Annotated in this window: 25 protein-coding genes; 7 read left to right on the top strand and 18 right to left on the bottom strand. The window is 39.8% G+C overall.

Annotation, left to right across the window (positions count from 1 at the left end):
* Positions 1–33: 33 nt before the first annotated feature.
* The 4 genes from PESP_RS04385 to argC are packed head-to-tail and all read right to left on the bottom strand — an operon-like array spanning position 34 to position 3950.
* Entirely contained in the window at positions 34–1236 is a 1203-nt protein-coding gene (locus PESP_RS04385) for an argininosuccinate synthase (RefSeq protein WP_004588532.1), read from the bottom strand.
* Positions 1233–2165 carry an ornithine carbamoyltransferase gene (locus tag PESP_RS04380; protein WP_089346939.1) on the bottom strand — a complete coding sequence of 311 codons (933 nt, stop codon included), beginning with the start codon at positions 2163–2165 and terminating at the stop codon, positions 1233–1235. Before PESP_RS04380 ends, PESP_RS04385 begins: the two co-directional genes overlap by 4 nt.
* A gap of 7 nt (positions 2166–2172) precedes the next feature.
* A complete protein-coding gene (gene argB / locus PESP_RS04375) occupies positions 2173–2940 on the bottom strand; it encodes an acetylglutamate kinase (RefSeq protein WP_089346938.1) in 768 nt (255 codons plus the stop codon).
* On the bottom strand, positions 2940–3950 hold the full coding sequence (gene argC / locus PESP_RS04370) for an N-acetyl-gamma-glutamyl-phosphate reductase (protein ID WP_089346937.1): 1011 nt from the start codon (positions 3948–3950) through the stop codon (positions 2940–2942). Before argC ends, argB begins: the two co-directional genes overlap by 1 nt.
* A gap of 219 nt (positions 3951–4169) precedes the next feature.
* Here argC and argE point away from each other — a divergent pair, with 219 nt between their 5' ends.
* Positions 4170–5318 (top strand): acetylornithine deacetylase, encoded by a 1149-nt coding sequence (argE, locus tag PESP_RS04365; RefSeq protein WP_089346936.1) that lies wholly within the window; start codon positions 4170–4172, stop codon positions 5316–5318.
* Positions 5319–5536: 218 nt separating this feature from the next.
* On the opposite strand, the gene panP is transcribed toward argE, so the two are convergent.
* Positions 5537–7162, bottom strand: a complete 1626-nt coding sequence (gene panP / locus PESP_RS04360; RefSeq protein WP_089346935.1) for a pyridoxal-dependent aspartate 1-decarboxylase PanP — start codon at positions 7160–7162, stop codon at positions 5537–5539.
* A gap of 276 nt (positions 7163–7438) precedes the next feature.
* On the opposite strand from panP, the gene PESP_RS04355 reads away from it, so the two are divergent.
* Positions 7439–9319, top strand: coding sequence for an EAL domain-containing protein (locus PESP_RS04355; protein WP_089346934.1), 1881 nt, complete (start codon positions 7439–7441; stop codon positions 9317–9319).
* Here the strand turns inward: PESP_RS04355 and trmB are convergent.
* The 5 genes from trmB to mpl are packed head-to-tail and all read right to left on the bottom strand — an operon-like array spanning position 9316 to position 13655.
* Positions 9316–9981 carry a tRNA (guanine(46)-N(7))-methyltransferase TrmB gene (gene trmB / locus PESP_RS04350; protein WP_089346933.1) on the bottom strand — a complete coding sequence of 222 codons (666 nt, stop codon included), beginning with the start codon at positions 9979–9981 and terminating at the stop codon, positions 9316–9318. The two genes, PESP_RS04355 and trmB, sit on opposite strands and share 4 nt — an antisense overlap.
* Positions 9981–10748 (bottom strand): ABC transporter permease, encoded by a 768-nt coding sequence (locus tag PESP_RS04345; protein ID WP_004588540.1) that lies wholly within the window; start codon positions 10746–10748, stop codon positions 9981–9983. The genes trmB and PESP_RS04345 overlap by 1 nt, the downstream gene beginning before the upstream one ends.
* The gene (locus PESP_RS04340; RefSeq protein ID WP_089346932.1) at positions 10749–11678 is read right to left on the bottom strand and encodes an ABC transporter ATP-binding protein; all 930 of its coding nucleotides are present in this window, start codon (positions 11676–11678) and stop codon (positions 10749–10751) included. It lies immediately after the preceding gene.
* Complete coding sequence (locus tag PESP_RS04335) at positions 11678–12298, bottom strand: flavin prenyltransferase UbiX (RefSeq protein ID WP_089346931.1); 621 nt, start codon at positions 12296–12298, stop codon at positions 11678–11680. The genes PESP_RS04340 and PESP_RS04335 overlap by 1 nt, the downstream gene beginning before the upstream one ends.
* Before the next feature lies 1 nt (position 12299).
* Positions 12300–13655, bottom strand: a complete 1356-nt coding sequence (mpl, locus tag PESP_RS04330) for a UDP-N-acetylmuramate:L-alanyl-gamma-D-glutamyl-meso-diaminopimelate ligase (RefSeq protein ID WP_089346930.1) — start codon at positions 13653–13655, stop codon at positions 12300–12302.
* Between the two features lie 243 nt (positions 13656–13898).
* Between mpl and PESP_RS04325 the strand changes: the two genes are divergently transcribed.
* Complete coding sequence (locus tag PESP_RS04325) at positions 13899–14687, top strand: hypothetical protein (RefSeq protein WP_089346929.1); 789 nt, start codon at positions 13899–13901, stop codon at positions 14685–14687.
* A gap of 88 nt (positions 14688–14775) precedes the next feature.
* Here PESP_RS04325 and PESP_RS04320 read toward each other — a convergent pair whose 3' ends face one another.
* The 3 genes from PESP_RS04320 to folB are packed head-to-tail and all read right to left on the bottom strand — an operon-like array spanning position 14776 to position 16421.
* Positions 14776–15576, bottom strand: a complete 801-nt coding sequence (locus PESP_RS04320; protein ID WP_089346928.1) for an undecaprenyl-diphosphate phosphatase — start codon at positions 15574–15576, stop codon at positions 14776–14778.
* The gene (folK, locus tag PESP_RS04315; RefSeq protein WP_089346927.1) at positions 15573–16061 is read right to left on the bottom strand and encodes a 2-amino-4-hydroxy-6-hydroxymethyldihydropteridine diphosphokinase; all 489 of its coding nucleotides are present in this window, start codon (positions 16059–16061) and stop codon (positions 15573–15575) included. Before folK ends, PESP_RS04320 begins: the two co-directional genes overlap by 4 nt.
* Positions 16062–16421: a dihydroneopterin aldolase gene (folB, locus tag PESP_RS04310; protein ID WP_089346926.1), complete on the bottom strand. Its 360-nt coding sequence runs from the start codon at positions 16419–16421 to the stop codon at positions 16062–16064. It abuts the gene before it with no gap.
* A 231-nt stretch (positions 16422–16652) separates the two neighbouring features.
* On the opposite strand from folB, the gene plsY reads away from it, so the two are divergent.
* Positions 16653–17261 carry a glycerol-3-phosphate 1-O-acyltransferase PlsY gene (plsY, locus tag PESP_RS04305; RefSeq protein ID WP_089346925.1) on the top strand — a complete coding sequence of 203 codons (609 nt, stop codon included), beginning with the start codon at positions 16653–16655 and terminating at the stop codon, positions 17259–17261.
* A gap of 8 nt (positions 17262–17269) precedes the next feature.
* Here the strand turns inward: plsY and tsaD are convergent, their stop codons facing one another.
* Genes tsaD through PESP_RS04290 form a run of 3 tightly spaced genes read right to left on the bottom strand, consistent with a single transcriptional unit; the run spans position 17270 to position 19255 of the window.
* On the bottom strand, positions 17270–18283 hold the full coding sequence (gene tsaD / locus PESP_RS04300; RefSeq protein WP_089346924.1) for a tRNA (adenosine(37)-N6)-threonylcarbamoyltransferase complex transferase subunit TsaD: 1014 nt from the start codon (positions 18281–18283) through the stop codon (positions 17270–17272).
* 38 nt (positions 18284–18321) lie between these two features.
* Positions 18322–18912 (bottom strand): YjaG family protein, encoded by a 591-nt coding sequence (locus PESP_RS04295; protein ID WP_089346923.1) that lies wholly within the window; start codon positions 18910–18912, stop codon positions 18322–18324.
* The gene (locus PESP_RS04290; RefSeq protein ID WP_089346922.1) at positions 18896–19255 is read right to left on the bottom strand and encodes a putative signal transducing protein; all 360 of its coding nucleotides are present in this window, start codon (positions 19253–19255) and stop codon (positions 18896–18898) included. The genes PESP_RS04295 and PESP_RS04290 overlap by 17 nt, the downstream gene beginning before the upstream one ends.
* 85 nt (positions 19256–19340) lie before the next feature.
* Between PESP_RS04290 and PESP_RS04285 the strand changes: the two genes are divergently transcribed.
* The 3 genes from PESP_RS04285 to PESP_RS04275 all read left to right on the top strand — a co-directional run bounded on the left by PESP_RS04285 (position 19341) and on the right by PESP_RS04275 (position 21793).
* Positions 19341–19778, top strand: a complete 438-nt coding sequence (locus PESP_RS04285; protein WP_089346921.1) for a DUF2721 domain-containing protein — start codon at positions 19341–19343, stop codon at positions 19776–19778.
* Between the two features lie 423 nt (positions 19779–20201).
* Positions 20202–21086 carry a LysR family transcriptional regulator gene (locus PESP_RS04280; protein ID WP_089346920.1) on the top strand — a complete coding sequence of 295 codons (885 nt, stop codon included), beginning with the start codon at positions 20202–20204 and terminating at the stop codon, positions 21084–21086.
* Between the two features lie 86 nt (positions 21087–21172).
* Entirely contained in the window at positions 21173–21793 is a 621-nt protein-coding gene (locus tag PESP_RS04275) for a 2OG-Fe(II) oxygenase (protein ID WP_089346919.1), read from the top strand.
* Positions 21794–21856: 63 nt separating this feature from the next.
* Here PESP_RS04275 and ubiA read toward each other — a convergent pair whose 3' ends face one another.
* Positions 21857–22735: a 4-hydroxybenzoate octaprenyltransferase gene (gene ubiA, locus PESP_RS04270; protein ID WP_089346918.1), complete on the bottom strand. Its 879-nt coding sequence runs from the start codon at positions 22733–22735 to the stop codon at positions 21857–21859.
* A complete protein-coding gene (locus PESP_RS04265) occupies positions 22732–23271 on the bottom strand; it encodes a chorismate--pyruvate lyase family protein (RefSeq protein WP_089346917.1) in 540 nt (179 codons plus the stop codon). The genes ubiA and PESP_RS04265 overlap by 4 nt, the downstream gene beginning before the upstream one ends.
* Between the last annotated feature and the right edge of the window lie 23 nt (positions 23272–23294).

Here is a 23294-nt window from a genome sequence, read left to right as displayed (position 1 = left end):
GAAATGCCCCTTTTAAAAGGGGCTATAAATAATTTACTTTTTAGCCATTGCTGAAATTCTGCTCGAAAGCGAGAATAAACGAATAAAACCTTCAGCGTGCGATTGGTCATATACATCGTCTTCACCGAAGGTAGCAAAGTCTTCACTGTATAAGCTATTCGGTGATTTTTTCTGAACAGCTGTCACTTGGCCTTTATAAAGCTTAAGTACAACTTCACCCGTTGCTAGTGTAGAAAGCGCTTCTGCGCCCGCTAAAATAGAATCTTTAAGAGGTGTAAACCAACGACCATCATAAACTAAGTGCGAAAACTCACCGCCTAATACTTCTTTCCACTTACGGCTTGATTTATCAAGTACTAGCTCATCAATAGCTTGCAGTGCCGCCATAATTACAGTGCCACCTGGCGTTTCGTAACAGCCGCGTGATTTCATGCCTACTAAACGGTTTTCTACAATGTCTACACGGCCAACGCCATGCGGTGCAGCAATGTCGTTTAATTTAACTAAACAGTCGTAAGGTTTAAGCTGCTCACCATTTACGGCAACTACTTCACCTTCAATAACCGTAAGTGTTACATGCTCAGCTTTATCAGGTGCTTGCTCAGGAGAGTTAGTCCACGTCCACACTTGGTCGCTAGGCTCGCACCATGGGTCTTCAAGCTCACCACCTTCGTGCGAAATATGCCACGCGTTAGCATCACGGCTGTATATTTTTGTAGCAGAAGCAGAGCACGGAATATCACGCTCAGCTAAGTAATCTAATAATGATTCACGGCTTGATAAATCCCACTCACGCCATGGTGCAATTACTTTTAAATCGGGTGCAAGCGCTGCAAAACACGATTCAAAACGAACTTGGTCATTACCTTTACCAGTACAACCATGAGAAAGTGCATCGGCACCTACTTTACGTGCAATTTCAACTTGCGCTTTAGCAATAATAGGGCGCGCCATTGACGTACCGAGTAAATAAGTACCTTCGTAAATTGAACCGGTTTTAAGCGTTGGGTAAATGTATTCACTTACCATTTCATCTTTTAGGTCAACTACGTAACACTCAGATGCGCCTGATGCGATTGCTTTTTCTTCAACGCCTTCAAGCTCTTCAGCGCCTTGGCCTACATCGGCAACAAACGCGATTACTTCACAGCCGTAGTTTTCTTTTAACCATGGCACGATAGCCGACGTATCAAGACCACCTGAATAGGCTAAAACGACTTTTTTAATTGAACTCATAGGTGTTCCTTAACAAAATTTGGATTTAGTAATGTAACTAACAGAGCATTTTGCGCATGCATGCGATTCTCTGCTTGTTGAATAATTTTAGATGCAGGGCCATCCATTACCTCAGAGGTAATTTCAAACTCACGGTGTGCCGGTTGGCAATGTAATACCGTAGTCGCCCCTGTTTGATCTAGCAATGCTTGGTTTAGCTGATAAGGCATGTATTTTTCTTTTACAAGCTCAAGTGGGGTATCGTCCCCCATTGAAACCCATGTATCGGCGTAAACAACGTTTGCGCCAACAGCCGCTTCTACACGGTCACTTACCATTACTGATGCGCCATTCATTGCTGCTATTTGTTCAGCCTTTTTAAGAATTTGCGAGTCAGGCGAGCTGCCTTTTGGCGTTACCGCTACAAAATCAGTACCCAATGTGGCAGCTAGTAGCATTAATGAGTGAGTTACATTATTACCCTCACCTAAGTAAGCCACTTTAAGCTCGCTTACATCGCCATGTACTTCTTGAAGTGTTAAAAAGTCAGCCAGTGCCTGGCACGGGTGATATAAATCACATAAGCTATTAACCACAGGCACAGAAGAGTATTCACCTAGCGTTGTTAACGTGCTGTGCTGATTAACTCGCGCTACAATACCATCAGCCCATGTAGAAATATTAAGTGCGAAATCTTTTACCGATTCACGTGCGCCCATCGCACCATTTTGCTGATCTAAATAAACAGCGTGGCCGCCTAAACGATTAATACCAATATCAAATGATAAACGCGTACGTAAGCTTTGCTTTTCAAATAACGTAACAACAGACTTGCCCGCTAATACTTGGCTGTACTTTTCTGGATTTGCTTTTAAATCACGCGCTAGCTTTAATAAATTAAGTGCGCCTTGTTGGTCTAATTCTAGACCCGTTAAAAAATTCTCTAACATGGTAACCCTATGGTGTAATCTTTGTTCCGACATGCTCGCCTTGTAGCAAAGCAGTTAAGTTTTCTGGCTTTTGCCAACTGGAAATGTACACACCTCGTCGTAAATGTTGGGCAGCGTGTAGGCTGGTCTTAACTTTGACCTCCATCCCGCCCAAAATTACTCCTTCATCAATTAAAGTATCAATGTGTTTTGTGTCAAGTTGATGTAGCGGCTGTTTATTTGCATCAAGCACCGCTTCTACATCGGTCATAAATATAAGTTCTGCGTTTAGATTGCTAGCAATCGCTGCTGCAGCTTCATCGGCATTCACGTTGTACCAGTTGCCTTGCTCGTCAAAGCCAATAGAACTGACAATAGGTAAGCGGCCAAGATTAAGTAAATCGTTTACAATTGAATCATCATTACTTGTACATTTACCTACTTGACCAAGTGCTTTTAGCTTTTGCGAAGCACTAACACCGGCTTCATAAAGGCTTAACCCAACAGGTTTATGCCCTGCATTAATTGCTTGAGCCACAAGCTGTTTATTAGCACAACCTGCTAAAGCACCTACAATATATGGCATTTGTTCACTCGGGCTAATACGTAAACCTTGATGTTTTGCACTAGCAAAGCCTGCCTGTTTTAGCCAGGTATCAACTAACGAGCCACCACCATGCACAATTACAAACTGGTTATTTTGCTCTGTGCTTAACACATCAAATAGTGCTTTAGCTGCATTTTCAGTATTAAGGACTGCACCACCTAATTTAATTACCCACGTTTTAGTGCTCATTAAAAGGCTCCCTTTAAACCCGTTGTGTGATCTAAATTCATTGATAAGTTAATACACTGCAATGCTTGGCCTGCAGCGCCTTTTAATAAATTATCTATGGCTGCCATAACAATTAACTGCGAACCTTGTTGTTGCCAACCAATATCAACATACGGCTGTTTTGCTACGCCTTTAATAGACGGTATTTTATCGCCTAACAAACGAATTAATGGCTCGTTTGCAAGTACTTTATAAGCTTCAGAAACGTTTTCCTTGGTAACGTTTGGCTTAAGCTGTACATAAATAGTTTCTAAAATACCACGAGGGAAATTTCCTAAGTGCGGTGTAAATAACACCTTATGACCCAGGTGCTGTTCAATTTCTGGACCATGGCGATGGTTAAATAAACCATAAGGGGCAAGCGATACTTCACAAAAGTGAGTACCTACGCTGGCTTTACGCCCTGCGCCAGTTACACCAGAAACCGCATTAATAATAACTTTATCGTCGCTCAACAAGCCCGCTTGCTGTAGTGGTTTTAGCGCATTAAGCGCAGCAGTTGGGTAACAACCTGCCACTGCAACGAGTTGCGCATTTGCTATTGCGTCACTATTCCATTCGGCTAAACCGTAAGCTGCTTCATTTAATAGCTCAGGGTGTTGGTGCTCAAAACCATAAAAAGTTACGTAGTCGTCATTACTAGCAAGGCGATAACCACCAGATAAATCAAATACTTTTTTACCCATGGCTAAAAATTGCGGTGCTAAATCTACACTTACTTTATGGTCAGTGCATAAACAGATGTAATCAGCGCTTGTGCTAATATCATCAAATGCAGCATCACTTAAAGGTAATAATGGCAGGTCAAGTAATCCGCTATGCTCTGGGTATAAATCGCTAAGCAATTTATGTTTGTCTAAACTTCCCTCAGATACATAACAACCAGATAAGGTTAAATTAGGGTGCTTAGCAATTAAACTTGCTAACTCTGCGCCGCTATAACCGCTTGCGCCAATAATCACTACATTCATTTGTTACTCGTTTTATAAATTTACTACTAAATAGGTATGATGTTCGCTTACACTAGCTTAGATGCTAGTTAATACTTTGCTTAATGAATTGTTGATTATCGTCGCATTATCTTCATGGCTATACTTAATATATTTATGCTTAAAAAGTGAATTGATATTCATCATAAATACTTTTATATTGTTATGCAATTAAATTGAATAATTATTTTGGATTTTTTTATGTCTTTGCCATCGTTTATCTCTATGTATCAGCAACTCATTGCAGCCCCCTCTATTAGTGCAATAGAAGATAGCCTGTGCATGAGCAATAAAAGTGTAATTGAACTGCTTGCCCGCTGGTGCGAAAGCTTAGGTTTTACGTGTGAAATTATAGAATTAGAAGGCGGTAAAGGCCGCTATAACTTATTAGCTAAACGCGGCCAAGGTGATGGTGGTTTAATGCTTGCTGGACACACCGATACAGTACCGTTTGATGATAGCCGTTGGAATCACGATCCATTTAAATTAACGCAACAAGATAATAAACTGTACGGATTAGGCAGCATTGATATGAAAGGCTTTTTTGCTTTTGTGCTGCAAGCAATTAGTGAACTTGATGAAAAACAACAAACCCAGCCAATTTTAATACTTGCCACCGCCGATGAAGAGACCACCATGGCAGGCGCGCAGCAAATTTGTAAGCACCCTAATTTAAAACCTGCTCGGTGTATAATTGGTGAACCTACTGATATGACACCTGTATTTACTCATAAAGGGCATATGAGCACCGCTATCAGAGTTGTAGGTCGCTCAGGTCATAGCTCCGATCCCGAACGTGGTCTTAACGCCATCGAAGTAATGCATAAAGTGACTACAAAATCACTGATCTTAAAAGAGCAATTAAAGAATAAATATTCAGTAGAGCATTTCGAAATCCCCTATCCCACACTTAATTTAGGCCATATACACGGTGGCGACAACGCAAACAGAATTTGTGGCTGTTGTGAAATGCATATAGACATGCGCCCATTACCTGGCTTAAGCGTTAAAGATTTACAAGCCTTACTAATAGACGCCACTAAAGATATAAACGAGCAATACCCAAATGCAGTAAGTGTAATTGACCTCCATGAGCCTATTCCTGCATTTAGCGGCAGCACCGACAGCGCACTGGTAAAAATGGCAGAAAAAATAGCAGGCGAAAAAGCCGTTGCAGTAAACTACTGCACCGAAGCGCCATTTATTCAGCAACTAGGCTGCGAAACTATTGTAATGGGGCCTGGTTCTATTAACCAAGCTCATCAGCCCGATGAGTTTTTAGCAATGGAAAAAATAAAGCCATCACAACATATTATTACTGAAATAATAAAAGCTAATTGCTTTAGCTAATATGGATGCGGATTGGTATAACTCATTTTATTTATATCAAAAACAGCAAAGGCGCCAATTGGCGCCTTTTCTTATGTTTATCGCTATTATACAAACCGGCAATAATACTTAATCAGTTTAGATAGCTAAGCATGAGGTTCGCTGCGCTAAAATTTATCCAGAAAAACTAAATACCGTTTTCAGCCTCAAAATAGCTCACTTAATTAAGCAACTTGGTATTACATATATTTACTTAAATACTTTTTAAACACCGGATCTGACTTAGCCAGCTCTTTTTGCTCAGCCAAAATTTCTTTTAATATAACACCCGATGTTAGCGGGTTTGCAAGCACGACTCTAAACACAACCGTGGGTTGGTTATCGTACTTTGAAGGCGTTAAACGTGTACGCGATACAAACGAGCGACCCGACTCACGCTGGCGTTTTTGCATACTGGCTGTAAAACGATTTAATGAGGCAAAAATATCAATACGTGTTTTTTCATCAGCTTCTGCAATGGCTTGCTTAATTTTTTTAGGAACATAACGATACGTTAATAAGCACAGCTCTGGCTCCGAAATAAGCTCAAAATCTTCATCCGCTTTAATTAAATCGGCAAAGTAATGAGCTTTTTTAATGCTACGATCAATTAGCATTTCGTAGCCTTTACGGCCAATAACACGTAAGCAAGCATGCACTAACATAGCCATACCTGGGCGGCTGCCTTCAAGTGTATGGCTACCTAAATCTTTTGAGCCTTTACGTAAAATATACTCAGCATGATGTTCAATCGCATCGGTTGCTGCGGGGTCTTTAAATAACACTAAGCCCGCGCCCATAGGAACATACATTTGCTTGTGCGCATCTATCGTAATAGAGTCTGCACGCTCAATCCCTTTTAAAAGTGGGCGATGTGTTTGCGATAAAAGCGTCGCTCCACCCCATGCTGCATCTACATGAAAGTGGCAATTTATTTCTTGTGCTAAGTCGGCCATAGCTTCGAGCGGGTCAATATTACCGGTTTCGGTAGTCCCTGCCACACCCACAATTGCCATTACCTTTATACCTTGCGACTCAAGCTCTAAGGCCTTATCTCGCATAGCATTTACATCAACCTTATTATTTTCGCAGGTTTTAACACCAATTAGGTTTTCGCGCCCTATGCCCAGTAAATCAATTGATTTACCTAACGAGTAATGCCCACGCTCAGAAACCAATATAGCCAAACCTTTATAGCCATAATGCAACATACCAGCAATTAAGCCCTGTGCACCTATACCTTTAAAGTTTCCATCAGGCTTTAACAGGCGGTTACGCGCTATCCACAATGCAGTAATGTTTGCCACTGTACCACCGGAGCAAAATGCACCGAGTGATGTTTTAGCGCTGTGCATCCACTTTGAATAGAACGACTCATCTTGCGAGTAAGCTAAATGGTGCATCATGCCTAGTACTTGGCGCTCTAAAGGGGTAAATGCTTTAGAGGTTTCTATTTTTACCAAGTTTTGGTTTAGCCCAACCATCAACTTAGAAAGCGGCAGTAAAAAATGCGGTAAAGCCGATGTCATATGGCCAATAAAGCTGGGCGCAGCCGTATGCACAGAATGGGCAACAAGTTGCTCCATAATGTCTTGGGCGTAAGCAGATACAAACGTTGGGTTTTCTGGGATCACCGCAGCTTGAAAATCTTTTTCAATTTCATGTAACGGCTTTTCAATTGCCGCTATATTTTCGTTTAAAAACCCTGCTAAATTACTCGAAATTTCAAGCTCTATTTTGCTTAAAGTTGAGTCAGGCGCTTCAGGTACAGTAAATATACGCTTAAGGCTTTCTTTAGAGGCGACGGCACAACGCTTTTGATCCATCTTTATACCTAGTGTGTGTGTAGCTAAAACACGCGTTTAATTATCAAAAATGCCAAACTGTGGCGCTATTTTAAGCTGCGTGTTTCTTTTAAAAATTGCGCTAACTTTACTGCAATATAAGCAAAATGTCTCCCTTTTAGCCATAAAAGCGACTAAAGGGATGACAAAAATATTAAATTTTTATCAATAAGCCGCTTTTATTAAAAAGTCACATTTAAGTTTTGGGCTATTTGCATTTATGAGTATACTTAACATGTGTAATAATAAGGGACAAATATGCTAACAGGGAAATTAAAAGGGAATTGGTTTATAGCTGGTTTTACATTGTTTTTAATCAGTTTATTAGTTTATGTTTACTACACCTACAGCACAGCGCGCAGTGAAATAATGAACGCTGTAGATGAGCGTCTGTTAAATGCAGCCACAAGCGTTAAGCATATTTTAGGGCAAAACTACCACGATAGTATTAACCAAGGCTTCGACATTAGCTTTTCGGTTTATCAAAACAAAAACAAGCAACTTTCCGAGCTAGCCCAAGCACTAGATATTGCTTATGTCTATTCTATGATAATGCGAAATAATAAAGTTTATTTTACATCATCTAGCTATACAAAAGAGGATCAAGAAAACGCACGTGTTACGCAGTTTCTTGATTTATACCCTGAAGCAACCGACATAAACATGGGCGCCTTTTATTCTACTGAGCCTGTTTTTGAACAATCGAGTGATCAATGGGGAGAATTTAAAACCGTATTTATCCCCTTTGTGGATAGCGCCGGCAATACCTATATTACCGGAGCCGATATAACTCTCGATGATTTAAACAAAAAGCTTCAATACAGTGTCACCAAGGCCGTTATTACAGCCAGCTTTTTCTTTTTTATAGCCATACTTGTTGCAGCAATTTATATATATCTTTTAAAACGCACCATAGAAACAGACTCAAGCACGGGGTTTGCTAACCATATAGCCTTAGAATACTTTATTAAAAAAAGTAATTTGCACCATATGCAGCTTGCAGTAATTTGGATTAATGAAATTGAGGATATAAACAGCTTTTACGGTACCCAAGTTGGCGATTCGGTCATGAAAAACCTACTTAATCACTTTAAAAGCCGCTGCCCACAAAGTTGTAAAGTGTTTAGGCTTGCTGCTAATAAAATAGCAATACTTGCACCTAGAGAGCTGGCTGGAGCAGAGCTTACCGACTTAGTTGAGTCGTACAATTTTAATAGCCCCGTTTTAACTAGCCCATTTATTTATATAACGTATTGCTCGGGTATCGCCAGTGGTAATAAGTCACTGCTTTTAGAAAACGCGCATATTGCGGCACTTCAAGCTAAACAAAGCCGTGAACACGTAGTTAGCTATTCAAAAGTAATGAATGATGTAAAAAATCAATATCAATATAACGTAAGCCTTGCAAAAGAAGTGCAAGATGCCTTTGATAACAACCGCATTGTGCCTTATTTTCAAGCTGTATTTGACACAACAACAGAGCATGTACTGCATTACGAATGCTTAGCGCGCATGGTTACCGAAAATGGTGAAATATTAAAACCCGACTCTTTTATAAATGTTGTAACCCGTTCAAGAATGGGTGGCTTATTAACACGCACTTTGTTTACTCAGTGTGTTGAGCGCTTTAGAAAAACAGATATATGTTGGAGCCTTAATATAAGCGGCCAAGACATCCTCGACCCAAGTTTAAGTGAATACATAGCAAATGAACTAAAACGCTATCCACACCCAGAAAATATAACGCTTGGGCTATTAGAGTCTCATGCTGTTGCGCATTTCTCAGAAGTAAAAACATTCATCGCTATGGTAAAAACTAAGGGTGTTAATGTAATAATTACGGGGTTTGGCAGTGGGTATTCAAATATATCAAATGCGTTAAAGCTTGAAGTAAATGGTATTAAGCTCGACGGTGCTTTAGTTAAGCAAGTAATTAGCGACAACAACATTGCACTTTTTATTGAGCACACCGTTAACTTTTCGAGCCAATTAGGCCTTCAGCTCATGGCTGAGTCGGTAGAAAATATAAGTATTGTAAATGCGCTTAAAAAAGTAAATGTGACACTGATGCAGGGTAATTATTTTTCCTACCCAGCGCCACATGTAAACTCATCAAATGAAGAAGAAGCGGTACTTTAAAGGTTAATAACTAGCCGGTGGCTCTGCTGGCCGCTGGCCCAGTACTTGCGCTCAAACGGTGTGATTGCATCATCTGACTCATACAATGTTACATTGCAAGGGTTGCCAGTTAGCGCAAGCGCTCTGGCAAACTCTTTTACGTAAATATCCCAATTACTGCGAACCTCTAACTGCCCACCTAACTTAACAATAAACGGAAAAATAGCCGCTCCATGCCATCTGCGCTGAATATGCTTAGATTTAGGCCACGGGTTAGGGTAAAGCAAGTAATGATGTGTAGGTTGCCAATTAGCAGCCACCGCTAAACGCCAAAAATCGTTTAAATCGGCTTGCACTAAAATATACTGCCCGCTATCAGTTTGCTTGTATTCTACATCGTGCTTATCAAGGCGATGAGACGACTTATCAATACCAATCACTAGTGCATCAGGGTGGCGTTTAGCTAAGTTAGCGCTACTTTCACCTACGCCACAACACGAGTCTAAAATTAGCGGGCCATTAAAGGCCTGCACCTTTGCGTTTACTTCATCAAACGCTTTTTGAGTATGCTCAGCAATGGGCTTTTTAAACTCAGCGTTTAGGTGTTTATTAACGATTTCATCAAGCTTTTCGTGAATACCTGCTTGGTTAGATACAATACTACGTGAATTTGCATCGCTCATTAGTGTCTAAGCCCCACACCTTTTTTAATTAGCGTAAGTGCTAAAGTAAATAATACCGTAATAAATACCAATATAACGCCAAGCGCCACACTTAAATCAACATCCGACACACCTAAAAAGCCGTAACGAAAAGCATTAACCATGTAAATTATTGGATTTATTTGCGACACGTTCTGCCAAAATTCAGGAAGTAATGTTATTGAATAAAATACCCCGCCTAAATAGGTAAGTGGCGTTAAAATAAAGGTGGGAATAATACTAATATCATCAAAGCTATTTGCATAAATCGCGTTAATTAATCCACCTAATGCAAATACTGCCGACGTTAAAATAACCGTCGCCATAATTACAAAAATGTTATGGATTTGAATATCAACAAACAATAGCGATACGCAGGTCACTATAAAGCCAACCATCATGCCACGGGTCATACCGCCGCCCATATAACCAAGTACAATAATGTAATTAGGGACCGGTGCAACTAATAGCTCTTCAATGCTTTTTTGAAATTTTGTGGAGTAAAAACTAGAGGCTACGTTTGAGTATGAGTTAGTTATAACTGACATCATAATTAAGCCCGGAACGATAAACTCCATGTAGCTAAAGCCGCCCATTTCGCCAATGCGCGAGCCAATTAAATTACCAAAAATAACAAAATATAAGCTCATGGTAATAGCAGGTGGTACTAAGGTTTGCACCCAAATACGTAAAAAACGAATACACTCTTTAATCCATAAACTTTTTAAGGCTACGCCATATTTAAACATTTACTCGCCCCGCCCTTGCTCTAATAGTCCTACAAATAACTCTTCTAATCGGTTTGCTTTATTACGCATGCTTAATACCGTATTACCTTGCTCAGTAAGCGCGCTAAACACAGCGTTTAAACCTTGAGACTTAGCTACCTCTACTTCAACAGTATGATTGTCGGTCATGGTAAATTTATAGCCCTCGAGCGTTACAGGCTGTGCGGGTACTTTTAAGTCTAAAATAAAGGTTTCTTTATCAAGCTTTGCAAGTAACGCCTTAATCGTGGTGTTTTCAACAATGCGGCCCGTATCAATAATGGCAATGTTTTTACACAATAGCTCAGCTTCTTCAAGGTAATGCGTGGTTAAAATAATTGTGACGCCTTGCTCATTAATTTGGCGTAAAAAATCCCACATTGAACGGCGCAGTTCTATATCTACACCCGCTGTTGGCTCATCTAAAATCAATAGCTTTGGCTCGTGCATTAAGGCGCGTGCAATCATCAAACGGCGTTTCATACCGCCTGAAAGCGTGCGTGCTTGCTTGTCTTTTTTCTCAAGCAAACCGAGTTGCGTTAAATATTTATCAGCACGTTTGTGCGCTTCGCTGCGGGTAACGCCATAATAGCCGGCTTGGTTTACAAGTATTTGGCCTAACGTTTCAAACTGGCTAAAGTTAAACTCTTGTGGCACTAGGCCTAAATGCGCTTTAGCTGCTTCTAGGTCAGTATCAATATTATGACCAAACACTTCTACCTTACCCTGCGTTTTATTTACCAAAGAGGAAATAACGCCAATGGTCGTCGATTTACCCGCGCCATTAGGGCCAAGTAGTGCAAAAAAGTCACCTTCGTTGACCTGTAAATCAACCCCTTTTACAGCCTCTACGCCATTTTTATAAACCTTGGTCAGGCCTTCTATATTCAAAGCAACATTTTGCTTACTCATTACTTACCCTCACCATAACCCCAGCGTTTTGTTAGGGTATGTTCAATGTTTAAATGATCTAAAATTCTTGCCACCATAAAATCAACTAAGTCATCTATGCTTTGCGGTTTATGATAAAAGCCAGGCGCAGCGGGCATAATAGTGACCCCTAAACGCGATAGCTTAAGCATGTTTTCTAGATGAATTTCGTTAAATGGCGTTTCCCGTGGGACTAAAATTAGCTGCCCGCGCTCTTTAATAACCACATCGGCAGCGCGCTCTAATAAGTTATCTGATGCACCAACGGCAATAGCCGAGACTGAACCCGCACTACATGGGCATACTACCATTTTTTTAGGCGCAGCAGAGCCTGAGGCTACCGGGCTAAACCAGTTATCTTTACCAAATACTTTTAATTGCTCTGCTTTAGCATTAAATAATATGCTTAGCTGCTCGGTTGCTTTTTCTTCATTGCCTGAGAGCTTAATGTTTGATTCTGTATCAAGCACTACACGAGCTGCGCTTGATATAAGCACATACACCTGAAATTGCTGTTCAATTAATACCTCAAGTAACCTTAAACCATAAGGCGCGCCTGATGCGCCACTAAACGCGAGGGTAATTTTATCTTTAAATTGCACACTATTCTCCGCTGAATTTAATCGCTAAGCCATCAACCAATTGTTGATGTAAGCCATTAAAACCGCCGTTGCTCATAATTAAAATATGTTGATTAGGCGCTATATTGCTAAGCACGCTATCAATAATTGTTTGCGTACTGCTAAAGCATTGCATACCTGCTTTATCAGCTTGCTCTTTAAGCGACCAGTTTAGGTTATCTGGCTCAAATAATAATACATCGTCGGCACTTTCAAGTGAGGCAAGCAAAGTATGTTGGTGCACGCCCATTTTCATGGTGTTAGAGCGCGGCTCTAAAATGGCAATAATTTTCTCGTTGCCTACCTTTGCACGAAGCCCTGCAAGCGTTGTTTTAATGGCAGTTGGATGATGGGCAAAGTCGTCATACACTTTAATATTGTTTATATCGGCTTTAAGTTCCATTCGCCTTTTAGGACTAATAAACTCCCCAAGTGCTGCTATGCTGTGATCAACCGCAATCCCCACATGGCGTGCTGCGGCGATAGCCATAACGGCATTTTTAACGTTGTGCTCGCCTATAGGTTGCCAGTTAACAGTGCCTTGCTTTTCATTATTTAAAAGTACATCAAATTCACTGCCATCGGGCTGTAATAATGTGTAATCCCAATCGCCATTTAAGGTTTCGCTTTCACTCCATAAGCCTTGGTCAATTACCTCATTTAGTGCAGTGTCTTGTTTTGGCCAAATCACTTTGCCGCTTTGAGGTAATGTACGCATTAAGTGGTGAAATTGTTTTTTTATTGCGTTTAAATCGTCAAAAATATCTGCATGATCAAATTCAAGGTTATTCAAAATAAGTGTACGTGGCAGGTAATGCACAAATTTACTGCGCTTATCAAAAAAAGCGGTGTCGTACTCATCGGCTTCTATAACAAAAAATGGCGTTTCGCCCACTTTGGCCGACACACCAAAATTTTGTACTATGCCGCCAATTAAAAAGCCAGGCTTAAGGCCCGCATATTCGAGTATCCATGCGAGCATACTCGCTGTTGTGGTTTTGCCATGGGTGCCTGCCACTGCAAGCACCCAAGAGTTTTGTAGTAAGTTATGTTTAAGCCACTCAGGGCCCGATGTATAAGGCAAACCTTTATCTAATACATACTCCACACACGGATTACCACGGCTCATTGCGTTACCAATTACCACCATATCAGGCTTAGGCTCTAACTGGTTTACGTTGTACCCTTGAGTAAGCTCTATACCGAGTTCTTCAAGTTGTGTGCTCATTGGTGGGTAAACATTTTGATCGGAGCCAGTTACTTTATGGCCGAGAGATTTAGCAATAGCAGCAATGCCCCCCATAAAGGTGCCGCAAATGCCTAATATGTGTATATGCATAACGTTTTTAAATCCTTTAGTACTTCACACAACCGTAAAGTTTAATGGCGCTATAATGCCAAATTTTAGGCTTAGTTACTATGCAAGTATCAACAATTCACTGATGCTTAAAAGCCGATAATCACCTTTTTAAACACAAAATCATTAAATAGGAACATTTGATTTTAGCGCATCGCTTTTAATCAAATATTATCGATGTTATAAACAAGCTAAATAAATTTTAATACTTTAAAAGGACTTGATATGAAAAAACTATTACTCATAGCCTGCATGCTACTTTCTCACAAAGGCTTTACTTTAGAACTTGCTAAATACCCCATTGAACTGAGTTCTGGCGAGGGTAGCAATGTTATCATCGCTCCTACAGTAGATAAAACACAAGCTTTAGTAAAGATTACTGGTATAAATCACGATATCGATGGCATTGTTTTTTTAACAAACTTGAAGCCACACGGTAGTAATAAAGCCTATAAATACATATTTGATGGTACAGAACGTAGTTTAATAAGTGTGAATGAGGGCTATCGTTGCTGTTCATATACGTTATATATTCCTGATAGTGGAGATGGGATTTATTTAGCAAAAAAAGAAGAGTCTAACCCTGCAATTGTTGAAGACTTAAAAGCGCAATACGAGCAACAATTAGCAAAAGGTACTCAAGGTAAGTTGGCAAAATTTAATCGGGAAAAGCATTTAAAATTCCAGCAAAAAAGCATTTCCGCTGCTAATAGCGAAGTGGATAAGCAATGTGGGCTAAAAATAAATACTCAACTTAATTGGGATAGCATTGATGATGAGAACCTTAAAGAGTATGCAGTTGGTTCTTTTTGCGCTCAAGTTGCTAAAGAAATAGCCTATATGTGTGAAAAAGATCAAAACTTTAAATCTGACGTTGCTCAATTTAATACCATAGAGTGCAAATTCACGGATGTATTAAAGCTGCGTATGAATAATAATACTCTAATATTTAAAACAACGCCCAAAGCCCCAAATCAACGCGAATTTATTAAATCTTATTTACTAAATTTATAAGCTAAATTTGATATCAAAAAAGCACCTTGAGGTGCTTTTTTGTTTTCTAGTTTGGCCAGTGTTAGTAAACCACACTGCATTAGTGATATTACAGCGTTAAAAATATAATTAAGCCAGCGCCAAGTAATAGCCTGTAAATTACAAAGGGTAGCATTCCCATTCGCTCAATTACTTTTAAAAACATAAAAATACATGCATAAGCCGACAAAAACGAAAGTACAACACCCAGTAATAATGTGCTCCAATCTACAACATGATCACCCAACGCAAGCTCTGCGGTGTAATAAAGTCCCATCATAGAAATAATAGGAATTGCTAATAAAAACGAAAAACGGGCCGCACTTTGCTTATTCATTCCCAACATCAAACCTGCGGTCATGGTAATGCCTGAACGCGAAGTACCTGGGATCATGGCCACAGCTTGCGCAAAGCCAATGATCAGGGCAGTTTTCCAGTTAAGCTGATAAATCGTTTTCATTTGCTTACCTTTTGCATCGGCGTACCACAGCAACAAACCAAAAATAATGGTGGTGGCAGCAATCACCCAAGCACTACGAAGGTAAAGTTCAACAAAGTCTTTTAACAGTAAACCTAAGATTGCAGCAGGAATAGTCCCAAGTATAATCCACCAGCCTAACTTGCTGTCATCGGTAGCGCCTTGTGCGCCAAATGATTTAAACCAAGCACCCAGTATATCGCTTACTTCTTTTCTAAAGTAAATAACGACTGCTATTAATGTGCCTACATGAACGGCCACATCAAAAGCAAGGCCTTGGTCTTCCCAGCCTAATATCTGTGAAGGTAAGATTAAGTGAGCTGAGCTCGAAATAGGTAAAAACTCAGTAAATCCTTGTATCAGGGCTAAAACAATTATTTCTATAATACTCATGGGTTAGAAAACTCCACCTTCCATAGTTTTTGTTGAGGGTTGTTATATTCACTCCAAAGCGCAGCAATAGTTTGCTTTGCCACAGGGTGATAAAAATCGGGGGCGACTTCAGATAAAGGCTGAAGTACAAATGCATTTTTAGTAATTTCGTCACGTGGTAGCTGAGCTGGCGAATCACAAATTACATCATCGTAAAATAATAAGTCTAAGTCGAGCGTGCGCGGACTAAACTTTTTATCATGCGCGTTACGCCCATTATCTCGCTCTATTTGCTTTAATAACTTACATACACTTTCAAGTGGCATTGACGTAGACGCAGCAACTACCGAGTTATAAAAGTTATTGCCTGCAAAGCCAACAGCCTCACTTTCATAAACAGAAGAATGCACTAAATCAGAAAAGTGCTGTTCAAGCGCCACAAGCGCACAGCGAATATAATGTGCTTTATTTATATTTGAGCCTAAGCTGATATAAATTTGCGCCATTTAGCTCATGGCCTTAGTGCGAGTAATTTCAACACCCACCGTATTGGCTTGGGCAACAGCAGCGGGCTTGCTCACTTTAATTGTTACCTGCGGCGTATTAAACTCAGTCAGTATAATTTTAGCTAATTGCTCAACTAACGTTTCGAGTAATTCAACGGGCTTAGCTGTTGTATGCTCTATTACACGCTCACTTACTTTTGCGTAATCGAGCGCTAAATTAATGTCATCACTTGCGGCTGCAGGTTTTATATCACTGAGCATTTCAATATCAAAATAAAGGCTTTGTTTACTTTCTTTTTCAAAGTCGTACACTCCAATAATTGTGTCGACGTGTAGCTGAGATATAAATACCTTATCCATTGATACTCCAAATAACACTAAACAACTCAGCAAACATATAAAGCATCAATAAAATTAATACTGTATATGCTTTAACCAGTGTTTAAATATGTAAAAATAACTTCTACAATAGCCAAATGGCTAAGTTAACTGAAAAAATATAACAGTTATAATTTTTACGATAAATTTTGCCGCCAATAATAGCTTAAAAGTGCTACCAATGGGTATAGTAATTCAAAAATAAGGGGCCTTGTGTTAACCATTTTATTGTTTGTTTTAGCCTACTTACTAGGGTCGATTTCCTCGGCTATTTTAGTATCACGGTTATTCAAACTACCCGATCCACGTAATAGCGGTTCTAATAACCCCGGTGCTACCAACGTATATCGTTTAGGTGGTGCTTTTCCTGCGTGCTTGGTATTGGTTTTTGATATTTTAAAAGGCACTATCCCTGTTTGGGGCGCTTACTTTTTAAAGCTTGAACCGCTAGAGCTAGGCTTAGTAGCAGCAGCTGCATGCTTAGGGCATATGTACCCCGTATTTTTTAGCTTTAAAGGTGGCAAAGCTGTTGCCACGGCTTTTGGCTCTTTATTACCCATTGGCTTATCGTTGGCAGGGCTATTAATAAGTACCTGGTTAATTATTGTTGCGATTACCCGTTTTTCGTCTTTAGGTGCATTGGTGGCTGTGTCTCTTGCGCCCTTATATACTTGGTGGATAAAGCCACTTTATACGTTGCCTGTTACTTTTATTACTGTGCTTATTATTTTTCGGCACCGTACAAACATTATTCGGCTTTTTAAAGGTGAAGAACCAAAAGTGGGGACTAAAAAAGCCCCCACTGATGATAAAACACGCTAAGTAAAATACTAAATCGCTTCTAAGGTATCTATAGGCCAACGTGGTTTGGTTTTCATATCGAGTGTTGCAAATTGCCCCGCCTTTAAGCGCTGCATACCAGCATAAGCAATCATAGCACCGTTATCTGTACAAAACTCTGTGCGCGGATAATACACTTGGCCTTTCATACCTTGCATTACGCGCTCAAGCTGCAAACGTAATTGTGTATTAGCACTTACACCGCCAGCAATAACCAAGCGCTTAATACCCGTTTGTTTTAATGCTCGCTTACATTTAATAACTAAAGTATCTATTACAGCTGTTTGAAACGCATGTGCTATATCGGCTTTAGTTTGCGGGTCGTCATCGTTTTCACGGATCGCAATTGATGCTGCTGTTTTTAAACCGCTAAAGCTAAAATCAAGGCCAGGTTTGTCTGTCATTGGACGCGGAAACACAAAGCGCTTTGCAACACCTTGTTCTGCCATTTTAGCCAAACGCGGGCCACCAGGGTAATCAAGCCCTAACAATTTAGCTGTTTTATCAAACGCCTCACCGGCCGCATCATCTACCGACTCACCAAGTACTTCGTACTGGCCTATGCCGGCAACTTTTACCATCATGGTGTGGCCACCAGATACAAGCAAAGCAATAAAAGGAAATTCTGGTACGTTTTCTTCAAGCATAGGCGCAAGCAAATGCCCTTCCATATGGTGTACAGCAACAGCAGGAATATCCCAACCGTAAGCTAAAGAACGACCTATAGAAGTACCTACAAGTAACGCACCAACTAATCCAGGGCCAGCAGTATAAGCAATGCCATCTAAATCTTCTGGACCACAACCCGCTTGGGCAAAGGCAGCATCAATAAGTGGTAGTGTTTTACGAACATGATCGCGCGATGCAAGCTCTGGCACTACGCCGCCATAATCTGCGTGTACTTTTACTTGGCTGTATAACTGATGAGCCAATAAGCCTTTTTCATCATCGTAAATCGCAATACCGGTTTCATCACACGATGATTCAATGCCTAAAATTCGCACTGTACTTCTCCTGCCTTTTTAATCTCTACTTAATTTGTTTATAACGCCAAACCAATATTGGTTTGTCCATCGGCAACAGCCTGCTTTTTAAGTGCTTTTACGTTTTCTGAGGTAATACGCCCCATGTTTTCAACAAAGTCGATTAGCTCCCCAAGCACTTCAATCTCGTATTGCATTAAGGGGTGTTCGCGCACGGCTTTGTTATCGGCTACTTCGCCTTCAACTGTCATTTGGTACTCAATAAAACGCGCCACTGTTGCCTGCGATATTTTACTCACACTGATAAACTCTTGCTCATCTTGGCCCATTAGACCGTGCATTAGGCTTAATAAAGAGGTGGCTGCATCTATGGCTGGGTACGTTCCAAACATATCAAAATCGGCAAGCTCAGGAACATTAGGCTCAATTTTTTCTACCTGTTTTTCAAGATCTATTTTACTTTTAGGTAGTAATATTTTTTCCCAGCAAACATTTAACGCACTGCGTAATAAAGCTTCATCACCAAAGCCAGTCGCCTCACTAAATAAGCCATAATTTGGCAGCATACGCTCAATTAAAGCACTTGCTAACACTGCTTTTTGTAAGTAATTTAGCTCTCTAATACGCTGAAAGTTATTCGCTTTTGTCATTTCTTAAAGTCTCACATGACCAACAAAAATCAAATGTTGATCCATTATGCTCATTACAGTTAGGGCATACCCAATCTGGAGCGGATTGTTTTACTTGCTGATAGTTTACCAATATTTCGCGCGCGTGGCGCTCTTTTATCGCATAAACCTGCACACTTACTTGGGTTTGTTCAAACGGAATTTCGCCAAGCGCACCTTGCAGCATTTCGCCTTGTACTTGGCACTCAATACCTGCGCTTAAAATAAGCCCTTTTACTATATTTGCCTCTAAGGTATTTTCTGCTTTATAGAGGGTTACCCACTGAAATGCATTCGTGGTGCTCTGCGTATTAATATTTTGCAATTATCACCTCATTTATTTTGTGTTTACAATATCCTACGATACTCTACTAAACTGTATAACAAGCAACTTTTTTAGGATAAAAATAATGACGCTTACCACCCCAGGTTTACTTTTTCCGGCAATTTCACTGTTATTACTTGCTTATACAAACCGATTTTTGGTGCTCGCACAACTAATACGCGAGCTTAACTCACGAGAAGGCGAGTCTATACGTCCTGTGGTGGTGGCTCAAATAACTAATTTAAGAAAACGTATAAAGCTCATTCGTACCATGCAAGTGTATGGCGTGGCCTCGTTTTTATTATGTACGCTGTCTATGTTTGCCTTGTTTATTGAATTTAATACCACAGGTATTATTTTATTTGGTGTAAGTTTGGCCTGCTTGAGCCTTTCGTTGTTAACCTCATTATTTGAAATTCATATATCGTGCGACGCAATAGAAATAGAACTACAGAGCATTGAAGACAAACCTCTAAGCAATCGTATTAATAAAAACTTTACAAACAACCCTTCTAATAAATAGAACTAAAACCGACATTTAATGGGCTTTGTGCTGCATTACTCGTTAAAATAATTAAAAAGAACTAATGCCAATAATAAAAAACACCCTTTTACTGGCATACTTTATTATTAATTAATGCTAAATTATGTCTAAAGTATTACTTAGTAATATTACAAAGCCTTTAAAACCAAAGTGCTTAAAGGTTTTTATATGGTCTTATAAGAGCTAAAAGCAAATAATAAATTATTAGGTATTAGCCTAATTGGTAAGTCTTTTTATCAATTACCCTCTTTAATTAAGACCAAAAGGGGGATATGCTAAATCAAAATCTGTCATAAATTTGCAAACACAGTTACATATTAGGTTTAGCCATTTATTAGGCTCAAAGTTAGTATTATTGATGTTCGCGGCACACGCGACTTACTTATAAAAAGGGACTATAAAGTGAGATTTGAACAGTTAGAACAATTTGTAGCGCTTGGTGTGCTACGCCATTTCAGACAAGCAGCTGAGCAAACCCAAATTAGTACATCAGCGCTTACTCGCAGCATTCAAACTCTTGAAGATGAAATGGGTTACGAGTTAGTTAAACGCTCAACACGCTCTGTAAAATTAACGCCAGAAGGCGAACTCTTTCTCGATTACGCTAAAAACACCCTTGCCGAACTTGAACATACAAAAAAACGAATTTCACAATCAGTAAACGGCAACACAGACGAAAAGTTAGTGATTGGCTACACCAATAAAGCGAGCAGTGTAGTGCCTATTTCGTGTGGGCAATTTTTAGCACAATACCCCCATGTTAAAATAGAAATGCAACTACAAGAACAACATGAACTTGTACGTAAGCTTCAAGACGGCGAAATAGACATAAGCGTGTACTCGCAAGCTATTAATAGTATTGGTAGCGATATTCACTTGCCTGATCAGCTTGTTTTATTTGTATCTAAGCATCACCCACTTGCTAATAAAAGCGACATTAGTAAACACGATTTAGACAGCTACCCTATGTACGGTTGTTTTTCACAATCTAAGCAAGTACAGAGCATGCTTAATGAAGCCATCGATATGCTAAATAAGTCGGCCAGCATTAAAGTGGGTAGTATTGAGCAAGTAATGGCGGGGCTTGTTAAATCAGACCACTTTGCCATTGCCAGTATTGAGCATGCAAGCACACTTGCAGAGCACACAGAGCTTGTGCAGCTTAAAACCAACAAAGACTTAAGCCATGAGCAACTGGTTGTACAAACTAGTCAACAAGCAGCTGTTGGCGAACACATTGACCACTTATTATCACTTATAAAAAAAGCATCTACAGCGATTAACTAATCAGTAAAAAGGTGTGCAGCACAAATAGCTAGCTATTAAAATTTTTTAGGCTACACTGTCGCACCTTTTTTAATCAACTGACATGAATGAACACACTCTTTAGTTCTGATGTTTATTTAAACGCAATAGAAACCCATGGTTACACTGTTATTCAAAACGCCCTAGTAACCGAGCTTGTTAACGATTTAATTACTGACTGCCACCGTATTAATCCACACTTTAGCCTTGCTGGCATTGGCCGGTTAAACGATTTACAGATAGATAAAACCATTCGTAAAGATAAAACATTTTGGTTTGATGGTAGCTCGCAAGCCCAATTAACCTATCAAGCAATTATGGAAAGTATAAAAACAACGCTTAATCGTAACTTGTTTATAGGGTTGTTTGATTACGAGTGCCACTACGCAAAATACACTCAAGGCGACTTTTATAAAAAGCATATAGATGCATTTAAAGGGCGTTCAAACCGCGTATTTACAACGGTGCTTTACTTAAACACACCAAAGCAAGGCGGTGAACTAGTAATTTATAAGCCTAAAAGTAAAGAGGTAGAAATAGTAATAAAACCAACTGCAGGCACGTTGGTTATGTTTGAAAGTGAACGTTTTGCCCACGAAGTGCTACCCGCAGTCGATGAGCGATACTCAATTGCTGGTTGGTTTAGAAAAAATGCATCAATTAGCGGGATTATTGACCCACCAAGGTAAATACAGATTCCTGAACGCTACTTAAAGTAGGTTAACTTTATAGAGTTCAGGGTAAACAATACTTTAAAGTGTTATTGGAAAAGAGAACAATAGCCCAATAAAAATAACTAACCCTACATAATGGTTATTTAAAAACGCTTTAAAGCACGCCTCACGGGCTCGCCTATGAATAAGTACTTGTTGGTAAGCTAACAGCCCTATAGCAACCAACAGCCCCGCAGCAAATGCATACCCTAATTGATTACTAAGCCCTATCAACGCTAACAAAGCAATAAAGTTAGCATTTAATAAAAAAATAATATGGCGGTCATATTTACCAAATAAAATAGCGGTAGACTTAACACCAATTTTTAAATCGTCATCTCTATCAACCATTGCATACATAGTGTCGTACGCTACGGTCCAGCAAATATTTGCTATAAATAACAACCAAGCTTGTATAGGTAGAGAGTCAATTGAAGCCATATACGCCATTGGTATAGCCCAGCCAAAAGCGGCGCCTAATACTACTTGCGGCAATTGGGTATAGCGCTTCATAAACGGATAGCAAAATGCTAAAGCCAGCGCCCCGAACGACAATAAAATTGTATTAATACCAAGTAGCAGCACAAGCAAAAAAGCAATAGCAATTAGTAATATAAACAAACTCAGTGCTTCACCGGCGCTCACTTGCCCTGTCGCTAAAGGACGCCCTGCGGTACGCTTTACTGAGCCGTCTATTTTTCTATCAGCAAAATCATTGATTACACAGCCTGCGCTGCGCATAACAATCACGCCCAGAGTAAATACAATAAAATTAAGCAAACTAGGCATACCATTATTTGCAAGCCACAGCGCCCAATACGTAGGCCAAAGCAAGAGTAATGTGCCAATAGGTTTATCAACACGCATTAGCTGAATATAAAAAGGGATATTAGCTAATTGTAAAGGGGCTAGTTTCATGAATATAGGTACGCTCCGGGTAAAAACACTTCACACACTAAAAAATGATAATCATTAATAGAGAAAACACTTCGGCGCCCAAGCATAGGTTGCGCAGGTAAATTAAGCTGCGCGACAAGTAGTTGAAGCGCATGAGATGAGCCAAAGCGGGCAATTTCAATATTATTTCTTGTGAGTGCGCTGTGCTGAAAAATAACGTCGCCTAATGGGCGCTCACCCATATTATGTAATAAGGCTTGTGATTCGTTGTTAGGCAACCAACTTTGTGCGTACACCATAGGTATATTATCGCAAAGCAATAGCACTTCGCGGTTTAGCGCTTTGCTTGCTGAGCTACCAAGTAGCTGCTGCTGCTCTTTAGTGAGCGAAAATGCTTGTTCGCTAAGCACTTTAACACTAAAACTACGCGCATTATTTTTTAATTTTGCCGTTAAAGAATGAGGCTCAAATAGCCACTCTTGCTCTAAAAGCGATAAGCCAGTTACCGATGAAGAACATTGCCAATTAGCCGATATAGAAAGCGGAAAAGTAATCACGTTAGCTCAATAAAATAAAAACC

This window comes from Pseudoalteromonas espejiana DSM 9414 (assembly GCF_002221525.1).
In the GTDB taxonomy this organism is placed as follows: Bacteria; Pseudomonadota; Gammaproteobacteria; order Enterobacterales; family Alteromonadaceae; genus Pseudoalteromonas; species Pseudoalteromonas espejiana.
This window is presented reverse-complemented; position numbering and strand designations above follow the sequence as displayed.